Source organism: Klebsiella sp. Shm-1 (genome assembly GCF_040804525.1).
GTDB classification, from domain to species: Bacteria; Pseudomonadota; Gammaproteobacteria; order Enterobacterales; family Enterobacteriaceae; genus Klebsiella; species Klebsiella pneumoniae.
The window spans coordinates 4,864,214-4,879,412 of the sequence record NZ_CP161823.1; the positions used below are offsets into that span (position 1 = coordinate 4,864,214).

General features: G+C 55.0%; 13 protein-coding genes and 2 pseudogenes. 8 read left to right on the plus strand and 7 right to left on the minus strand.

What is annotated here, in order from left to right:
• Positions 1-443: 443 nt before the first annotated feature.
• Entirely contained in the window at positions 444-725 is a 282-nt protein-coding gene (locus AB1E37_RS23750; RefSeq protein ID WP_002885064.1) for a YjcB family protein, read from the plus strand.
• Positions 726-771: 46 nt separating this feature from the next.
• Here the strand turns inward: AB1E37_RS23750 and AB1E37_RS23755 are convergent, their stop codons facing one another.
• The 4 genes from AB1E37_RS23755 to AB1E37_RS23770 are packed head-to-tail and all read right to left on the minus strand — an operon-like array spanning position 772 to position 4,719.
• Positions 772-1,629 carry an ABC transporter permease gene (locus AB1E37_RS23755; RefSeq protein WP_020802409.1) on the minus strand — a complete coding sequence of 286 codons (858 nt, stop codon included), beginning with the start codon at positions 1,627-1,629 and terminating at the stop codon, positions 772-774.
• Positions 1,626-2,459, minus strand: coding sequence for an ABC transporter permease (locus AB1E37_RS23760; protein WP_004177833.1), 834 nt, complete (start codon positions 2,457-2,459; stop codon positions 1,626-1,628). The genes AB1E37_RS23755 and AB1E37_RS23760 overlap by 4 nt, the downstream gene beginning before the upstream one ends.
• Positions 2,460-2,518: 59 nt before the next feature.
• Positions 2,519-3,658, minus strand: coding sequence for an extracellular solute-binding protein (locus tag AB1E37_RS23765; RefSeq protein ID WP_004177835.1), 1,140 nt, complete (start codon positions 3,656-3,658; stop codon positions 2,519-2,521).
• Between the two features lie 29 nt (positions 3,659-3,687).
• Positions 3,688-4,719 carry an ABC transporter ATP-binding protein gene (locus AB1E37_RS23770; protein WP_004177837.1) on the minus strand — a complete coding sequence of 344 codons (1,032 nt, stop codon included), beginning with the start codon at positions 4,717-4,719 and terminating at the stop codon, positions 3,688-3,690.
• Positions 4,720-4,882: 163 nt separating this feature from the next.
• Here AB1E37_RS23770 and AB1E37_RS23775 point away from each other — a divergent pair, with 163 nt between their 5' ends.
• The 3 genes and pseudogenes from AB1E37_RS23775 to AB1E37_RS23785 form a co-directional block, all read left to right on the plus strand.
• Positions 4,883-5,653, plus strand: coding sequence for an MBL fold metallo-hydrolase (locus AB1E37_RS23775; protein WP_004178284.1), 771 nt, complete (start codon positions 4,883-4,885; stop codon positions 5,651-5,653).
• Entirely contained in the window at positions 5,650-6,663 is a 1,014-nt protein-coding gene (locus tag AB1E37_RS23780; RefSeq protein ID WP_032448202.1) for a LacI family DNA-binding transcriptional regulator, read from the plus strand. Before AB1E37_RS23775 ends, AB1E37_RS23780 begins: the two co-directional genes overlap by 4 nt.
• A 10-nt stretch (positions 6,664-6,673) precedes the next feature.
• Positions 6,674-7,159 (plus strand): annotated as a pseudogene (locus AB1E37_RS23785) (inositol monophosphatase); the annotation flags it as partial.
• Positions 7,160-7,188: 29 nt separating this feature from the next.
• Here AB1E37_RS23785 and AB1E37_RS23790 read toward each other — a convergent pair.
• Positions 7,189-8,552, minus strand: a protein-coding gene (locus AB1E37_RS23790; protein ID WP_085955203.1) for an IS3-like element ISKpn1 family transposase whose coding sequence is annotated in 2 segments (ribosomal slippage) — positions 7,189-8,084 and positions 8,084-8,552 — 1,365 coding nt in all. Because the reading frame shifts where the segments join, the coding sequence is not laid out codon by codon here.
• 50 nt (positions 8,553-8,602) lie between these two features.
• Here AB1E37_RS23790 and AB1E37_RS23795 point away from each other — a divergent pair.
• Positions 8,603-8,884: pseudogene (locus tag AB1E37_RS23795) on the plus strand (inositol monophosphatase); the annotation flags it as partial.
• Positions 8,885-8,922: 38 nt separating this feature from the next.
• Here the strand turns inward: AB1E37_RS23795 and iraM are convergent.
• Both iraM and bamA read right to left on the minus strand, forming a co-directional pair.
• Complete coding sequence (gene iraM, locus AB1E37_RS23800; RefSeq protein WP_002885039.1) at positions 8,923-9,276, minus strand: anti-adapter protein IraM; 354 nt, start codon at positions 9,274-9,276, stop codon at positions 8,923-8,925.
• Positions 9,277-9,827: 551 nt separating this feature from the next.
• Entirely contained in the window at positions 9,828-12,251 is a 2,424-nt protein-coding gene (bamA, locus tag AB1E37_RS23805; RefSeq protein ID WP_284302719.1) for an outer membrane protein assembly factor BamA, read from the minus strand.
• A gap of 21 nt (positions 12,252-12,272) precedes the next feature.
• Here bamA and AB1E37_RS23810 point away from each other — a divergent pair, with 21 nt between their 5' ends.
• The 3 genes from AB1E37_RS23810 to AB1E37_RS23820 all read left to right on the plus strand — a co-directional run bounded on the left by AB1E37_RS23810 (position 12,273) and on the right by AB1E37_RS23820 (position 15,039).
• Positions 12,273-12,503, plus strand: a complete 231-nt coding sequence (locus AB1E37_RS23810; RefSeq protein WP_004146634.1) for a potassium:proton antiporter — start codon at positions 12,273-12,275, stop codon at positions 12,501-12,503.
• 373 nt (positions 12,504-12,876) lie between these two features.
• The gene (locus tag AB1E37_RS23815; RefSeq protein ID WP_004152934.1) at positions 12,877-14,637 is read left to right on the plus strand and encodes a tannase/feruloyl esterase family alpha/beta hydrolase; all 1,761 of its coding nucleotides are present in this window, start codon (positions 12,877-12,879) and stop codon (positions 14,635-14,637) included.
• Positions 14,638-14,670: 33 nt separating this feature from the next.
• A complete protein-coding gene (locus AB1E37_RS23820) occupies positions 14,671-15,039 on the plus strand; it encodes a helix-turn-helix transcriptional regulator (RefSeq protein WP_004177844.1) in 369 nt (122 codons plus the stop codon).
• The last annotated feature ends 160 nt before the right edge of the window (positions 15,040-15,199 follow it).

Below are 15,199 nucleotides of genomic sequence, written 5' to 3' on the forward strand. Positions count from 1 at the left end.
TGCGATAGACATCAGCTGACATCCGACAGCCCTCACGAGCGTCAGTTTTACCTCTGATGGTGATGAATAATACTTATTTATCAGGTATTCGGAAGATATTCCGGCAAGATTAAGAATAGACGCGCATCTGACTCGGTTTCTCCGTGTAATAAACAAGAACAGGTAATAAAACCCGCAGAATAATAATCATTAGGCAGTGAATGAAAATATGCTTCCCGGGGTTGCTCACCAATATCCACACAAATTTCATAGTTATTAAACGCAGCAAAAGCTCATTTTTTGACTGGTGAATAAAGCGCCAAGTGTGATATAGTTCACACAAGTTGATGAAACAGAAATGGCGTTTCATCACTCTCTAGTACGCCAGTTGAGACCAGAGCGCTATGCCATCGTCAGTCGCGTCAGGTCGTCCATGGCTCCCGACTTTCTTTGAGGATAGGTTAATGGCTTCCATTACTACCAGTGTCGTATTATTGCGCTGGCCCCTGGTGAGCGCGGTACTGATGTTTCTCGCCAGCTCACTGAATATTCAGCTTCGCAAAAGCGATTACGCCGGTCTGGCGGTGATCTGCAGCTGCCTCGGCCTGGCCGCCGCCTGCTGGTTCGCCACCGGTTTGCTCGGTATCACCCTGCTTGATATAGCCAAAATCTGGGGCAATATCAAAGATGTGATGATTGAAGTCATGAGTCAGACGCCGCCAGAGTGGCCAATGATGATGACCTGAGGTTAAAAAGCTTCCCGACGGGAAGCTTTTTCGTTTTCTGCAGCCCTTATTTCCCTAATTTCGCCATCATCTCCGGACGCATAAATTTATGGATCACCACCATAAAGAGCAGCGATGGGACCAGCAAAATCAGCGCGGTAATCGACGAGACCTGATAGTTACCCGACATGCTGGCGTTATAGAGCAGCAGCGGCAGCGTGGTGATATCCGGCGCCCCGACGAAGAAAGTGCCGGTAAACTCATCCAGCGACTCCAGAAAAACAAAGATGCTGGCGGCAACGATCCCCGGCGCCGCCTGCGGCAGCACAATGTGCCAGAAGGTATACACCGGCCCGGCGCCCAGGTTACGCGATGCCCGCGCCAGCAGCGGGTCGATGGCTGAAAACGCGGCCACACAGATCCACACCGAGTACATCAGACCGTGGACGCTATGCACCAGCACCACCCCTGCGATACTGCCGTTCAATCCCCACTGATAAAACAATCTGGCAACATTCATGTATACCGTCAGGTTAGGAAAGGCCTGCGGGATAAGAAATAGCAGCATGAACAGCATCCGTAATGGCATTTTCCGCCGGGAAAGCGCATAGCCGGCGGGTACGGAAATCAGCAAACAGACCCCCACCGATAACAGAGCGATCAGCACGCTGGTTAACAGCGAGCTGGAGACATCGCTGTATGGATTGAAAACCTGATACCAGTACTTCAGCCCCCACCGACTGGGCAGCGAATGGGGAAAATACCAGCTTTCCGCTACGGTCCAGATCAACAGGTTCAGCAGCGGACCAAACATCGCCAGCAGCATAAACAACAGCAGCAGGGTCTGCAGCACCGGACTGGCGCGCACTTTACGGCGCCCTTTCACCCACCATGCCGGGGTTGATACGAGGGCCAGCGCTTTCATGATTCACCGCCTTTTTGCTGCAGGCTGTGGCGCAGGTAAAACCACGACAGCGCGCCGCAGATCGCCAGCGACACCACGCCAAGCGCATTCGCCACCGCGTAATCACCATAGGAATTGACGCGAAACGCCATATCCACGGTTAGCATCGTCGGGGTCCCCACGCCGATCATCAACGGTACCGACAGCACCGACATCATGGTCACCGTCGACAGCACCAGCGCCACGCCGATAGTCGGCAGGACCTGCGGCAGCATGATATCGAACAGGATCCGCGGCCGGGAGGCGCCAAGATTACGTGCAGCAAGGATCTGCGACGACTCCAGCGCCGCCATCGCCCCGCAGATCAGCAGCGTGGCAAAGGCCAGTTGCTTCCAGACAAAGGTGATCACTATCCCTTTCCATCCCAGCCAGGAGAGCGTCTCCAGCGGCGTGACCAGGTCGGCCGCCACCAGCGCATTGTTCATCAGGCCATTTTTGGCGAGAAAAGTGCGCATCATCTGGGCAACAACGATAAAAGGAATAAACAGCGGCAGGCGATACAAAAAACCCAGCAGACGCACAACGGGTCGGCAGGGTGACAGCGCAATCACTGCCGACAGGGTAATGGCGAGCAGCGCTAACAGCGCCACCGAGATCAGCACAATAAGCAGCGAAAAGAGCACATCGCTGGCGTAGAGCGCATAGACCTTGCGGAAGTGATCGAGGGTGAACGGCTGTCCCGGCGCGGTAAACGCCGAGACCAGCGAAAACCCCAGCGGATACAAAAACAGGATCGCGATCATCAGCGCCGCCGGGGCAACCAGCAGCAGATATTTTAATGAACTGGACATAATAAACCTGGCGTCAGCACAAGCAAGCGCCCGGGACGGCGGCCCGGGCTGGAAAAGGTTTAATTAGCCACCTGGCTTTCGTAACCCTCTTTGATATCGTCAAAGTAGGGGGCGATCGGGAAGCTTTTGCCATACTTCGCCAGCGCTTCCGGCGAGATTTCGGCAAACAGCTTTTGCCAGGTCGCCGCATCCAGCTTCGGCTTCACCTGCCCGGCGTCGATGCCCGGATACCAGTTGAACTGCTTGACGATCCCCTGCGCCTGCACTTCCGGGCTGGTGGCTAGCGCGATAAAGTCGCGCGCCAGCTGCGGATTCGCCGCCTTCGCCGGGATGACGTAATACATCGGCTGGCCCGGCATGCCCGGCGCCAGTAAAGCAAGCTTGATCGACGGCGGCAGCTTGCCCTGATCTTTCCAGCTATAGAACATATCGACCCACACCGGGCCCATGGCAATTTCCCCCCGGCTCAGCATATCGAGCGTCCCGGCGTTGCCCGGGGTGAAAGTTACGTTTTTATTGAACGCCTTTAGCTTCTCATAGGCCTGCTGCCAGCCTTTTTCGACGCTTTTATCATAAGGCCCGGCGGAGAGACGCTGGGCGTCGGTCCCGTAGGCGTAGATCCAGCCCACCACAAAGCTGACGCCGGACATGCCGTTCTTGATGCCGTTATAGCCAAAAGCCTGCGGGTGTTTCTGCGTCCAGGCCACCAGCTCGTCATACGACGCCGGCGGGGTAGTGACCAGATCGCTGTTCCAGGCGATAGCGGTCTGGCTTAAGAACATTGGCATCACGTATCCGTCAACGTTAACGCCCAGCGCCTGGGTGGCGCTCGGCGAACTCACCATGCCGCCGGTCTGAATATCCTGACGGTATTTTTGCAGCAATCCCTTTGCCACCTGCTCACCGCCCGCCTTCTGGTGCACTACCGCGACGTCGATATCCCACTGCTGCGCGCCGCTCTCCTGCTGGGCCGTTAGCTTCTCGCTAATTTTATTCGACCCGGCGTCGCCGGGGCCGGTACCGATCACCCGCACCTTGACGCCGGGATGAGCGGCTTCAAATTTTGGCCCCAGCCAGGTTTTTACATAATCCACCATATTCTGATCGCCCGCGGTGGCGACGTTGAGAATGGTGTCGGCCTGTGCGCCAAGGCTCAGGAAGAGGGTCGTTACGATCGCTGCTTTCGTCTTAGTCAACATGGATTGTCCCCAGAATGAACACGCTGATATCACTGTGATAGTGGTAAAGGAAAAATATGCAGGGCCGGCGTTGGCACATGGAGCCGAACGCGGCTTTTTGTCGGCCAGCACTGCGCGGCATCCGCCAGCAGCAGGCGGTCATGGCAGCGCACGCTGTGACGATACAGATTGCCCAGAAACGCGCTTTGCTCCACCACGCCTTCCAGAGCCAGCCCCTCCTGCGGCGCAGGCTGCGTTAATTCAGCGAGCGCGGCATCGGCGCTGCGAAAATAAATAACGTTGTCACCCTGCTGAGCGGCAGATAAACCGGATATTGCGGCAGCGGATAATTCACCGGAAATTATTTTATTATCGGCCCCCATAAAATCAGCGACGAAGGGCGTCGCGGGGCGTTGATATATTTCTTCCGGCGTGCCGGTTTGTTCAATACGCCCCTGATTTAATACCGCAATGCGGTCCGCCATCACTAAGGCTTCCTGCTGATCGTGGGTGACAATTAATGACGTGAACCCCAGTCTCTTTTGCAGAGATTTAATTTCATGGCGCACATTCAGGCGCACTTTGGCATCCAGATTAGATAACGGCTCATCCAACACCAGCACCTGGGGCTCTATGGCCAGGGCTCTCGCCAGCGCCACCCGCTGCCGCTGGCCGCCCGACAGTTCGGTCACTTTCACCTCGCCAAGCCCTTCGAGATTGACTATTCGCAGCAGCTCCGCCACCCGCCGCGCGATATCCGCCCCGCGCCATTTGCGCAGCTTCAGGCCATAGCCGATATTGCGCGCTACCGTCAGGTGCGGCCACAGGGCGTAGCTTTGAAATACCATGGTGATATTGCGCTGCTCCGGCGCAAGATGAGTGATCGTTCGGCTGGCAATAGCCACCTCGCCGCTTTGCACCGGAATAAAGCCGCAGAGGGCGTTCAGCAGCGTGGTTTTTCCGCATCCCGACGGGCCCAGTAGAGCAATCATCTCTCCCTGCTCTACCGCCAGATCGATATTATGTAAAACCACCTTATCGCCATAACTAATTTTAAGGCCGGAGATCTGTAAATAACTCATATTCGCTACCTGAAAGCGCTGCTGCGGCATTTTTTTTAGCAAGGTGAACACGTGTTCATTTGGCTGTAAAAAAAATGCAACGTTGACTCGACATGATGTGAGCCTACTTTGTCGGGTATTTATGACAATTTAATTAAGCGGCAAAAAATTTTGGCGAGGGTAAATGAAAATAGATGTGCTTGGCTGCGGGAGCGCCTTTTCCTGCACGCAAAATACCTCCGCGCTGCGGGTGATCGATGCGGACAACAAACAGTGGTTAATCGACTGCGGCCCCACCGTTCCCCGCGCGCTCTGGCAGCGCGGCGGCGAGGTCAACGATATCGACGCGATCTACTTCACCCACGTTCACCCGGACCACTGCACCGGCCTGACGGCGCTACTGAACCACTGGAAAAGTTATTCCCGTCAGAAGCCAGTCATTATCTACTGCCAGCCGGCGCAGCAGCCGGTGCTCATGCAGCTGGCCGCGCTGGCGAACTGGCCGCAGGCGGACCTTGGTTTCACCATCGACTGGCAGGAATGCCGCGAAGCCTGGACGTGGCAGGACTGGCAGATCCGCACTGCCCCCACCCAGCATGAGCTGAGTAATCGCGCCATCCGCATCACCATTGCCGGGCAGACGCTGTTTTACAGCGGCGATGGCCGACCGACCGCCGACTCGATAGCCCTGATGGCCGGCGCCGGGCTGGCGTTTCAGGAGTGCGCCTCGGTAGCAGCCCTGGACGATGACGCCTCGCATGGCGATTTCCCCTCCTGCCTGATGCTGTTCAGAACGCTGCAGCTCCCGGCGCTGGGGCTCTATCACTGCGAGGATGCTTCTCTGTCGGCGCTAAAGCAGGCCTGTCAGCCGTGGCCGGGCTTATTCGTTTCCCGGGATGGACTCACCTTAACGCTGCCGCGTCCCACGCCCACTGACGAGACGTACCTCCTATGAACCCACGCAAACCCAGCGTCACCGCCCAGGATGTTGCCCGGCGAGCGGGCGTCTCCCGGGCAGTGGTGTCCCGGGCGTTGAGCAACAACGGCAGCATCTCTCCCGACGCCCGGGCGCGGGTACTGCGCGCCGCCGAAGAGCTGGGGTATCAGGTTAACTTCCTCGCCCAGGGGCTGAACCGCCAGCGCAGCCACTTAATCGGCGTGATCGTCTCGCGCATCAGCGATCCTTTTCGCAGTACCCTGCTTGATGCGCTGCTTAACGAGATCCAGCGCCAGGGCTTTCAGGCGCTGGTGAGCGAGATCCACAGCGAGCAGGATCTGGCGCAGACCTTACGCCGTTTCGCTCAGTTTCGCGTCTCCGGCGTGATCGTCACCTCCGGCCAGCCGCCGGAGGCGCTGGTGAACGAGTGCGTCCAGCAGCATATTCCGGTCGTGGGCATTAATCGACAGCCGACGATCCCCGGCGTGGATTACGTTTGTTCTGACAACGCCGCCGGCGCCGAACTGGCCGCCGACCAGCTGCTGCGCAGCGGCTGTCAGCGCTTTGGCTGGCTCAACCACCATCCTTCCACCTGGGCCGGCCGCATGCGCGGGGAAGCGTTCGGCCGGGCGCTGCAAACGCGCGGAGTGGACGTCGAACGCCACCTGGCGATCCTCGCCTGTCAGCAAGAAGGTTACGCGGGCGGGTTACAGGCTGCGGCGCTCGCCGACGAGGCGCTGGATGGGATCTTCTGCGCCAACGCCCAGCTTGCCTGTGGCTTTCTCGATGGAATGCGCCAGCGCGGCAGAGAGGCTCCGGCGGATTTTCAGCTGATTGGTTTTGATAACACGCCGACGACCGCGCAATATAGCTATCAGCTCACCACGCTACATCAGGATGTGGCGGCGATCGCCCGCCAGGCGCTCGCCCGGCTTCTGGAGCGCGCCGCCGCCCCTTCGCAACCTTCACGCACCACCTGGGTGGAGGTAACCTTAATTCACCGGCGCACGTCGCCCTTTGTTATCTGAGAGCAGGACTATGACGGAAGCACAACGAGAGTCATTATGCGCCTTGATTCGCCAGGCAGGCGCCCACGCCCAGGCGCTGCGCGATGCGGGATTACAGGTCGATAAAAAAGCGCGCCAGGACTTTGTGTCGCAGGCGGATCTCGCGGTAGAACAAGAGATTAAAGGCTGGCTGCAGGCCCACTTTCCCGAGGAGGGTTTCCTCGGCGAGGAGAGCGGTTTTGAAGGCGACGACCAGACCGTCTGGGTGCTGGATCCTGTCGATGGCACCACCAACTTTATCCTCGGCATGGATTACTGGTGCATCTCACTGGCGCGAGTGTGCCAGGGCGAGCTGTCGCTCGGCATCATTTACGCCCCCGATCGCGATGAATTTTTCTTCGCCGCCCGCGGCGAAGGCGCGTATCTCAACGGTCGGCGCCTGACGCTACGCGAGCCGGAGCCCGATGCGGTGGTGATCGGCATGGGGCGCTCCAGCCGGGCCCCGGCCAGCGACTGGACTGACCCCATAAAGTTGGATGGTTCATATTAAGCGGCTCTCAGAGCCTGGGTTCGGTACTCTACCGGACTCAGGCCTTTTAATTTCAGGCTTATCCGCTCGTTGTTGTAGTAATGGATATAGTCCTCTACGGCTTTTCTTAGCGCACTGACACTCCTGAACTCCCTCAGATAAAAACACTCCGATTTCAGGGTCCCGAAGAAGTTTTCCATCACTGCATTATCCAGGCAGTTTCCTTTACGCGACATACTCTGCGTCATCCCATGCGCCTTTAAACGTTCCTGATAGCTCCTCATCCTGTAATGCCAGCCCTGATCCGAGTGCAGCAGCGGAGCATCTCCCGGTCTGAGCTTCGGGAACGCACCGTCCAGCATCGTATTCACCATCTCCATCACCGGCCTTTCCGACAGGCTGTAGGCGATAACCTCCCGGTTAAACAGATCGAGAACTGACGACAGGTAAAGCTTTTTTCCCTGTACCGGGAACTCTGTCACATCTGTTACCCATTTTTCGTTGGCTTTTGACGCACCGAAGTTCCGGCTCAGGATATTGGGCGCGGCCTCGCCCGTTCTCCCTTTCCAGGCACGATATTTTTTCGCCCTTATCACAGACCGGAGTGACAGTTCTGCCATCAGCCGCTGCACTGTTTTATGGTTTATCCGCAGCCCCTGTTTTCTCAGTGCGAGCGTGATCCTGCGGTAGCCATAACGACCTTTGTGATAGTGGTATATCTTCCTGATGTTCTCTTTAAGACCCGCATACCTGTCCCCTTGCTTCAGTGCATTCATATTGTAATACCACGTGCTACGGGACATACCGGCCGCCCGCAGAAGGTCCCGCAGAGCGTGTTCATGCCTTAGTTCACTGATTATCAGGGCTTTTTGCCATTTTTTTCGCTCTGAACCAAGGCTTTCAACTTTTTTAGATAGGCATTCTCTGCCCGCAGATAACGCAGTTCGGCCCTGAGCTCTTCGGGGGAGAGTTTTTCCAGCTCTTTATCTGTCAGTGGTGGGATATTTTTTGGCTTTGTCATTTGTCCGGGCCGTCCGCATTGCATGTTTAAAAGACCTTCCGCTCCGGCATCGTTGTACACGTCGAGCCAGCGCCGGACAAGTATTTCTGCGGAGAGATTAAACCGGGCAGCCGCTTCACGCATCGTCAGGCGGTCACTGATAACCGCCCGGACGACCACGAGTTTAAATTCATCGGAATAATGATTATTTTTTGCAGTCAGGCCTTCTGCACCGTGGAACTGCCATGCCCTGACCCAGCGACGGACAGATGTTCTTTCAATACCAAAAAGGTCGGCTGTACTCTGTTCTCCGTCTTTACCGGACAAATAATGATTAACCACAGCCAGTTTTGTTTCAGGGGAATACTTTGGTTTAGCCATAAAATTGCACCTTACTCAGTTGGGTGTCCAACTTTTGGGGTGCAGTCCACGACTACGCCCGGGCCATCAACACGCTGCTCGACGCCGGTCTGGAGTATCGCCGTTTTGGCGCGGGCGCCCTGATGCTGGCGCATGTCGCCGCCGGTCAGCTCCACGCCTATTATGAAGCGCATATGAACAGCTGGGATGCGCTGGCAGGCATGCTATTGATTGAGGAGGCGGGCGGAACGTGCAATGCGTTTCTCGCCAATGCGGGCCTGCGGCGAGGCAACCTCGTGCTGGCCGGCTGCGCAAGCGTCCAGCCTCGACTGGCCGCCCTGCTGGCGAAATGAGGTCACGCCGCCGGTGTCTGACCGGCGGCGTGGACTGGCTAACGCCAGGGTTCACTGCGGGGAATATTATTCGGGCAACGCTTAATCGTGCAAAAGGACTGGTAAAAACAGGAGTCAGACCGCTCGCCACCGGCATGGTAAGGGCACGATGGTCGCTCACGTAATTTTTCCCACTGCGCCTCGTCGTACACCGTAATATTATAGATTTTTAATGAATGATACTGGTCATTAATTAAAACTCTCGAGGAATAGAGTCTTATCGACTCACCGGGCAACAGGATTACATCAGCCTCGTACCACATGATAAATTTCAAGAAACGCAGACTGGATATAGCCGAGAAGGCGATACCAGATTGCGGGCAGATCAGGGTATTAAGAATAGTCCATTTCATATTCCTTCCTTATAAAGATGCTACAAATTATTACAATATATAGTGATAGCATTCATTGTTATAAATCGCAAGCACCCCTGACAATTATGTGATTTAAGACAATTCCTAACAACATACTCCATTATTAGTAACGTTTCATCTCCCTCTCTAAATTTATGGTTAGGCCTGATGAAAAACAGCCAAATTAACCTTAAAAAAGAAAATACAATAAAAAATAAGATAATATAAACTTAATTGACAATACGTCTTAGTCCCTCTGGATGAGGCCTCAGCCATTGGTATTAGATGATGCAGCACTGAGTATTACCCGCGGTTTGGCAAGAAGAGAGGACCATAGCAGGCAGCTATTTATTGCGTGGTTACCTCGTCGTACGTCACCAGGTCCGCGAGGCCCGCAGACCGCGCTCGGGTAAATGTCGCGGGTGTCCCGCCAGATCGCATTCCTTAGCGATAATGTCGACATAGCGGTTGAGTATATTCTGCTCAATCGCTATGTCGGAGGACAGTCCACAGAATATAGCCACGCCGGTCTATCAGGCCCCGTTGGAGCCCTACCAGGTTTTGCCGATATTAAACTGAAACTGTTCTGCTTTATCACCATCGTACTTTTTAAACGGCTCTGCCCAGGAGAAGACCAGTGGACCGAGGGGAGACATCCACTGCACGGCAATCCCCGCGGAGAGACGAATATAACTCGGATCGCCGTAGTCAGGGATCCCTGCCGCCAGCGTCTGCGCGGTGTTGTGCCAGGATGTACTCCAGACCGTCCCCGCGTCAACAAACAGCGAGGTTCGCAGACTATCGGCGTATTTGTCATTCACAAAGGGGGTTGGAATGATAAATTCGCTGTTCAGCACCGCCATGGCATTCCCGCCGACCGCATCAGACGAGGCGTCCAGCGGGCAGGCGCTATAGCTGCTTTCGCTACCGTTACAGCGGTAATAGGCCGCTTTAGGCCCAATAGTGTTAGAAGAAAATCCGCGCACTGACGACGAACCGCCTGCGTAAAAGTTATCGTAGAACGGCACACTTTTGCCGTCTAACCCGCCGGCATAGCCTGCGCGCAGGCGTTCCATCCAGACCCAGCGCTTGTTCTCGCTCAGCGGCAGATACTGGGCGGTGTCAAAAGAGAGTTTGTAGTAGCTATTATCCGAACCGGGGAGCGTCACTTTACCGCTCAGGCTGCTCTTGTTTCCCGCACGCGGGAAGAAGCCGCGATCGAGATCGTTGTAGCCCCATCCAAGACTCACAAAATAATCGTTGGCGCTATATTTTGCGCCGCTGTCGCCATCTTTCGTCACCACGCTGGGCTCGATTCCCCGAGAGCTGAGGTAGCGCCAGGTCGTCAGCTCCGGATCCATATTGGTCAGGCGATTATGGACATAATCCAGTCCCAGGTTCAGGGAGTTATTTTCGCTAATGGGAAACCCTAGCGTACTACCTAAACCATAGCTCTGCTGGTTATAGCTCCCGGCATCCGCATCAGAAGCATCATAGCTGTTATAAAAAATCTTTCCGCCCAGGCTGATGCCATCTACGGTAAACCACGGGTTCGTCGCCCCCAGTTCAAGATAAGACTGGTAGCTGTTGCGCGTCCCATTGAAGCTAACGCTATTACCCGTTCCCAGCCAGTTATCCTGCGTCACGCCAAGCTGATAGCTCACGCCGCTGTCCGTACCAAATCCCAGGCCCACATTGAATGAGCCGGTGTTGCGCTCCTTCACCTTGTAGACCACATCGACCTGATCCGCCGTTCCATTGACCGGAACGATCTGCTGTTCAACGTTCTCAAAAAAACCCGTTCGATCAAGACGTACCTTCCCTTGATCGACTTTTTCGTTGTTGAGCCACGCCCCTTCCATTTGGCGCATTTCACGACGCAGCACCGCGTCCCGGGAGGTGTCGTTACCGGAAAAGCGGATCTGGCGTACCGAGTAGCGGCGGCCCGCGTTGACCTGAATATGCAGCACCACGCGGTGATGCGCATCATCGATTTCCGGCGTGGACGTCACCTGCGGCCAGGCATAACCATACTTACCAAAGTGCTTTTTGATCTCATTTTCAACCGTGGTGACTTGCGCCCCGCTATACCATGCCCCCGCCAGCGGCTGGGCAAGCGCCTCGATCTCCGGCCCATGCTGAGCCAGATCGCCCATCACCTGAGTTCGGTCGACCCGATAACGTTCGCCTTCATTGAGGGCGATAGTGATATACAGGGATTTTTTATCTGGCGTCATACTGACCTGCGTGGACTCGATAGCAAAGCGCGCATAGCCGCGATCGAGATAAAAACTGCGCAGCGTTTCCAGATCGGCTTCCAGCTTCTGCTTCTGGTATTTTTTATCGGCTACCACGTTCCACCACGGCACATTATCACGTAGCTGAAGCTGGTCCAGGAGCGTCTCTTCCCGAAACGCCTGATTACCGATAATGTTTATTTGTGCGATTTTCGCCGAGATGCCTTCCTGAAAAACGAACGTTAAGTCAACGCGATTACGCGGTAACGGGGTCACCACCGCGTGAACCTGCGCACTGTATTTCCCCGCGCTGTAATAGAAATCCTGCAACCCCTTTTCTATTTCGCTAAGCGAATTTCGATCCAGTGCACTACCTGCAGAAATACCGGATGCGGTGAGATTTTCCTTTAGCGCATCATCCTTCACTGCCTTATTCCCGGAAAAACTGACGCTGGCAATAGTGGGCCGTTCCTTAACCTGCACCACCAGCGTTTTCCCATCGCGCAGGATCTGCACATTTTCGAAATTGCCGCTCGCATACAGCGCGCGCACTGCCTCGCTGACATCTTCTGGCGTTACCGCATCTCCCGCGTGCAATGGCATACTTAATAGCGCCGCCCCGACGGTCACGCGCTGTAGCCCTTCAAAACGGATATCATCAACTTGATATGATGTTGCGGCATATAACGTTAAAGGGGCGATCAATAATCCGCTGATGATATGAGTCTTTTTTAACATGAATGTGTCGTCTACGAGATAATGAGCAATAGCAGTGTTCTGCTGGCGTTGAGCTTATTTGTTCAGGATGCATCTCTAAAATATGCGACAGAAAATAACCTGAGCGAGGCGCAGAATTACATGCAATTATGGCGACAAAATGGAGAAAAAATGGATATTAAAGCATCTTTAAAAATATATTTAATGATGGAACTTTTTCTGAAGCGCATTGTTCTAATGGCCAACACCAGTACTATATTTAGATTTGCCTGAACGTTTTATTAATAAAAAGCCCCCTTTCTTATTAATGGAAAGGGAGAAGGATCTCGTTAGGAATGATGCTCTCTGGGATCACCAGGAACAGGGAGAAAAATAACCTGCAACCCAGCAGATTTAATGAAGAGAAATTGAATAAATTATGCAACTGATATCACAACATTCTACCCCGAATTCACCGCCAGACGCCGTTGGCAAACATCTCCATATTTTCCTCAAAATAGCAGAATACAGTAGGGTCGCCTTATCAAGGCATCAAGGAAAGTCTATCGTTATCTACAATAGCCAAGCAGTGGCGCCTCGCCAGGGAAGGTGAGGCATAGGTTTCGCCATCCTGCCGCCTCCCATCATCAGCCACAGGGAACTGCGTATGACACGCTTACTCAAGACAATCTTGCCCATCATCCTCTGCGCCCTCTTCGGGTTATCGTTCGCTTCACCCACGCAGGCTGTCGCCAGTCTGCCGATCGTTCTTCCCGCGCTGACATGCGATGCGCTAAGCGCTACCGACTTCAGCGCGGCCGTTGGCGCAAAGGTCACTATCAATCACACTGAAATGCAGACCTCCGCGCAGGGAAGCTGGTGCAAGGTGAGCGCCACTATCGCCCCTGAGATTGGCGTGCAGATTGCCCTGCCGACTCAACGCTGGAGTCAACGTTTTTTGCAGGTCGGCTGTGGCGGACTGTGCGGGAGTATTAACCTGAGTCTGTCGAATGCCAGCGGCTGCCTGCCGGCAATGAACGGCGAGTTTGTGGTGGCAGCAACCGATATGGGGCACCATGGCAGTATGATGGATGCGTCATGGGCCGAAGATCCGCAAAAGCGCATCGATTTTGCCTGGCGCGCCAACCACCTGACCGCCGTGCTGGCCAAAGCGGTGATGCAGACGCTTTACCGCCAGCCGCCAAAGTATGCCTACTTTATGGGCTGCTCAGACGGCGGTCGCGAAGCATTGATGGAAGCGCAGCGCTTTCCGCAGGATTTTGACGGTATCAGCGCTGGCGCGCCAGCGGCCTTTTTCCAGTTTCAGAACTCCTTCTTCCACGGCTGGAATGTGGCCGCCAATCAGCGCCCGGACGGTACCGCTATCCTGCTGAAAAATCGCCTTCCTCTGATTCACCAGGCCGTGCTGGCTCACTGCCCGACGCTTTCCGGCGTGCAGGATGGTATCCTGCAAAATCCGTATGCCTGTCAGTTCTCTGAGTCATGGCTCCCTCGCTGTCCTGCCGATGCTCGGGATCGTTCTACCTGCCTGACGCAGGAAGAGATCGAGGTGGTGAAAAAGCTCTACCGCGGGGCTTACGACAGCCACGGCGCCCAGTTCGTCGCGGGCGGTCTGCCGCTGGGTTCCGAGCTACGCTGGCCGGTGCCCGAGACGCCGACCGGCCACTCAATGTCGGAAATGATGGTACTACCGGCTCTGCAATCCGTGCTCCTGCCAGGAGAAAAACAGAAGATCCAATCGATGCGGGATTTCCCGCTTAACCAGCAGAATTTTGACGCCGTCGCCCAACTGGCGCCGCTCTATAACGCGGCAAATACCAATCTTCATGCCTATCAACAGCGCGGCGGCAAGCTTATCCTCTGGCACGGTCTGGCCGATGACTCCGTCAGTCCGGCCTTTTCTATCGCCTATTATCGCGGCGTAGAAGCAGAGATGGGCCATGCCGCAACGGATACCTTCCTGCGGTTATTCCTGCTGCCTGGGGTAGCCCATTGCGGTAATGGCGAAGGTTACGATCAAATTGATCTCCTTACCCCGCTGATGCGCTGGACCGAGGAAGGCATCGCGCCGCAGGAGATCATGGCCGGCAAACGGGCAACAGCCGCTGCCGACCTGCCGCCGATGACAGAAAAACCAGATGCGCAAACGCAGTTTCACGGCGTGCAGAAAGTCAGTCAGCCTTACGCTGACGCTGCTCCAGCTGTTATCGCGACTCGTCCGGTGTATCCCTTCCCGGCTATTGCCCGTTATAACGGGCGCGGCGACGTGAATGACGGCGAAAATTATCATGCAGAGCAAACTACCGCCTTTGGTCATCTGCAGCTGGCAAAACCCGCCAGCGACTATATTGGCCCTGATAATCAAAAAAATTATCAGGTTCGCCACGGCACACTCACTGTTCAATAAACCCCAGGGCTCCTCACTGAGGAGCCCTGCGTTATGGGATTGGCCGCAATTATGCGTAGCAAAACGCTCCAGCAATCGGTATTAAGCGACCTGCTCTTGTGGATCGATAATAATCTGGATAAGAAACTGACCGTCGACGATCTGAGCGATATCTCTGGTTATTCCCCCTGGCATTTGTTTCGGCTCTTCCGTCATTATTTTGATCGTTCGCCAATGGAATATATCCGCCAGCAGCGCATGTCGCTGTGTCGCCGTTTATTGCTGACGACGCCTGGTTACCGAATCGTCGATATTTGTATGATGGTCGGTTATGACGATCTCAGTGCGTTTAATCGTACCTTCAAAAAATATCATGCGCTCACGCCCACTCAGTATCGCTATCAGATCACGCGGCAAAAATAAGGAGGTCCCCCTCCTCCGCATCGCTGCGATTGGGAATGGAAGGGGGACAGGGGATATTACAGAAGGGAAATAGCAGGATGCTATTATCGAACCCGGTCGGGATCAACGACCTTGCGCGACGGAAATCAGTATAAAAGGATATGTTGAGCTAATAATGTAG

Bases quoted from the DNA above. Each gene is read 5' to 3' on its own strand.
- AB1E37_RS23815 (WP_004152934.1), top strand. From the start codon at position 12,877: ATGACACGCTTACTCAAGACAATCTTGCCCATCATCCTCTGCGCCCTC.
- bamA (WP_284302719.1), bottom strand. From the start codon at position 12,251: ATGTTAAAAAAGACTCATATCATCAGCGGATTATTGATCGCCCCTTTA.
- AB1E37_RS23770 (WP_004177837.1), bottom strand. From the start codon at position 4,719: ATGAGTTATTTACAGATCTCCGGCCTTAAAATTAGTTATGGCGATAAG.
- AB1E37_RS23765 (WP_004177835.1), bottom strand. From the start codon at position 3,658: ATGTTGACTAAGACGAAAGCAGCGATCGTAACGACCCTCTTCCTGAGC.
- AB1E37_RS23750 (WP_002885064.1), top strand. From the start codon at position 444: ATGGCTTCCATTACTACCAGTGTCGTATTATTGCGCTGGCCCCTGGTG.
- AB1E37_RS23820 (WP_004177844.1), top strand. From the start codon at position 14,671: ATGGGATTGGCCGCAATTATGCGTAGCAAAACGCTCCAGCAATCGGTA.
- AB1E37_RS23810 (WP_004146634.1), top strand. From the start codon at position 12,273: ATGAGCAATAGCAGTGTTCTGCTGGCGTTGAGCTTATTTGTTCAGGAT.
- AB1E37_RS23760 (WP_004177833.1), bottom strand. From the start codon at position 2,459: ATGTCCAGTTCATTAAAATATCTGCTGCTGGTTGCCCCGGCGGCGCTG.
- AB1E37_RS23755 (WP_020802409.1), bottom strand. From the start codon at position 1,629: ATGAAAGCGCTGGCCCTCGTATCAACCCCGGCATGGTGGGTGAAAGGG.
- iraM (WP_002885039.1), bottom strand. From the start codon at position 9,276: ATGAAATGGACTATTCTTAATACCCTGATCTGCCCGCAATCTGGTATC.
- AB1E37_RS23780 (WP_032448202.1), top strand. From the start codon at position 5,650: ATGAACCCACGCAAACCCAGCGTCACCGCCCAGGATGTTGCCCGGCGA.
- AB1E37_RS23775 (WP_004178284.1), top strand. From the start codon at position 4,883: ATGAAAATAGATGTGCTTGGCTGCGGGAGCGCCTTTTCCTGCACGCAA.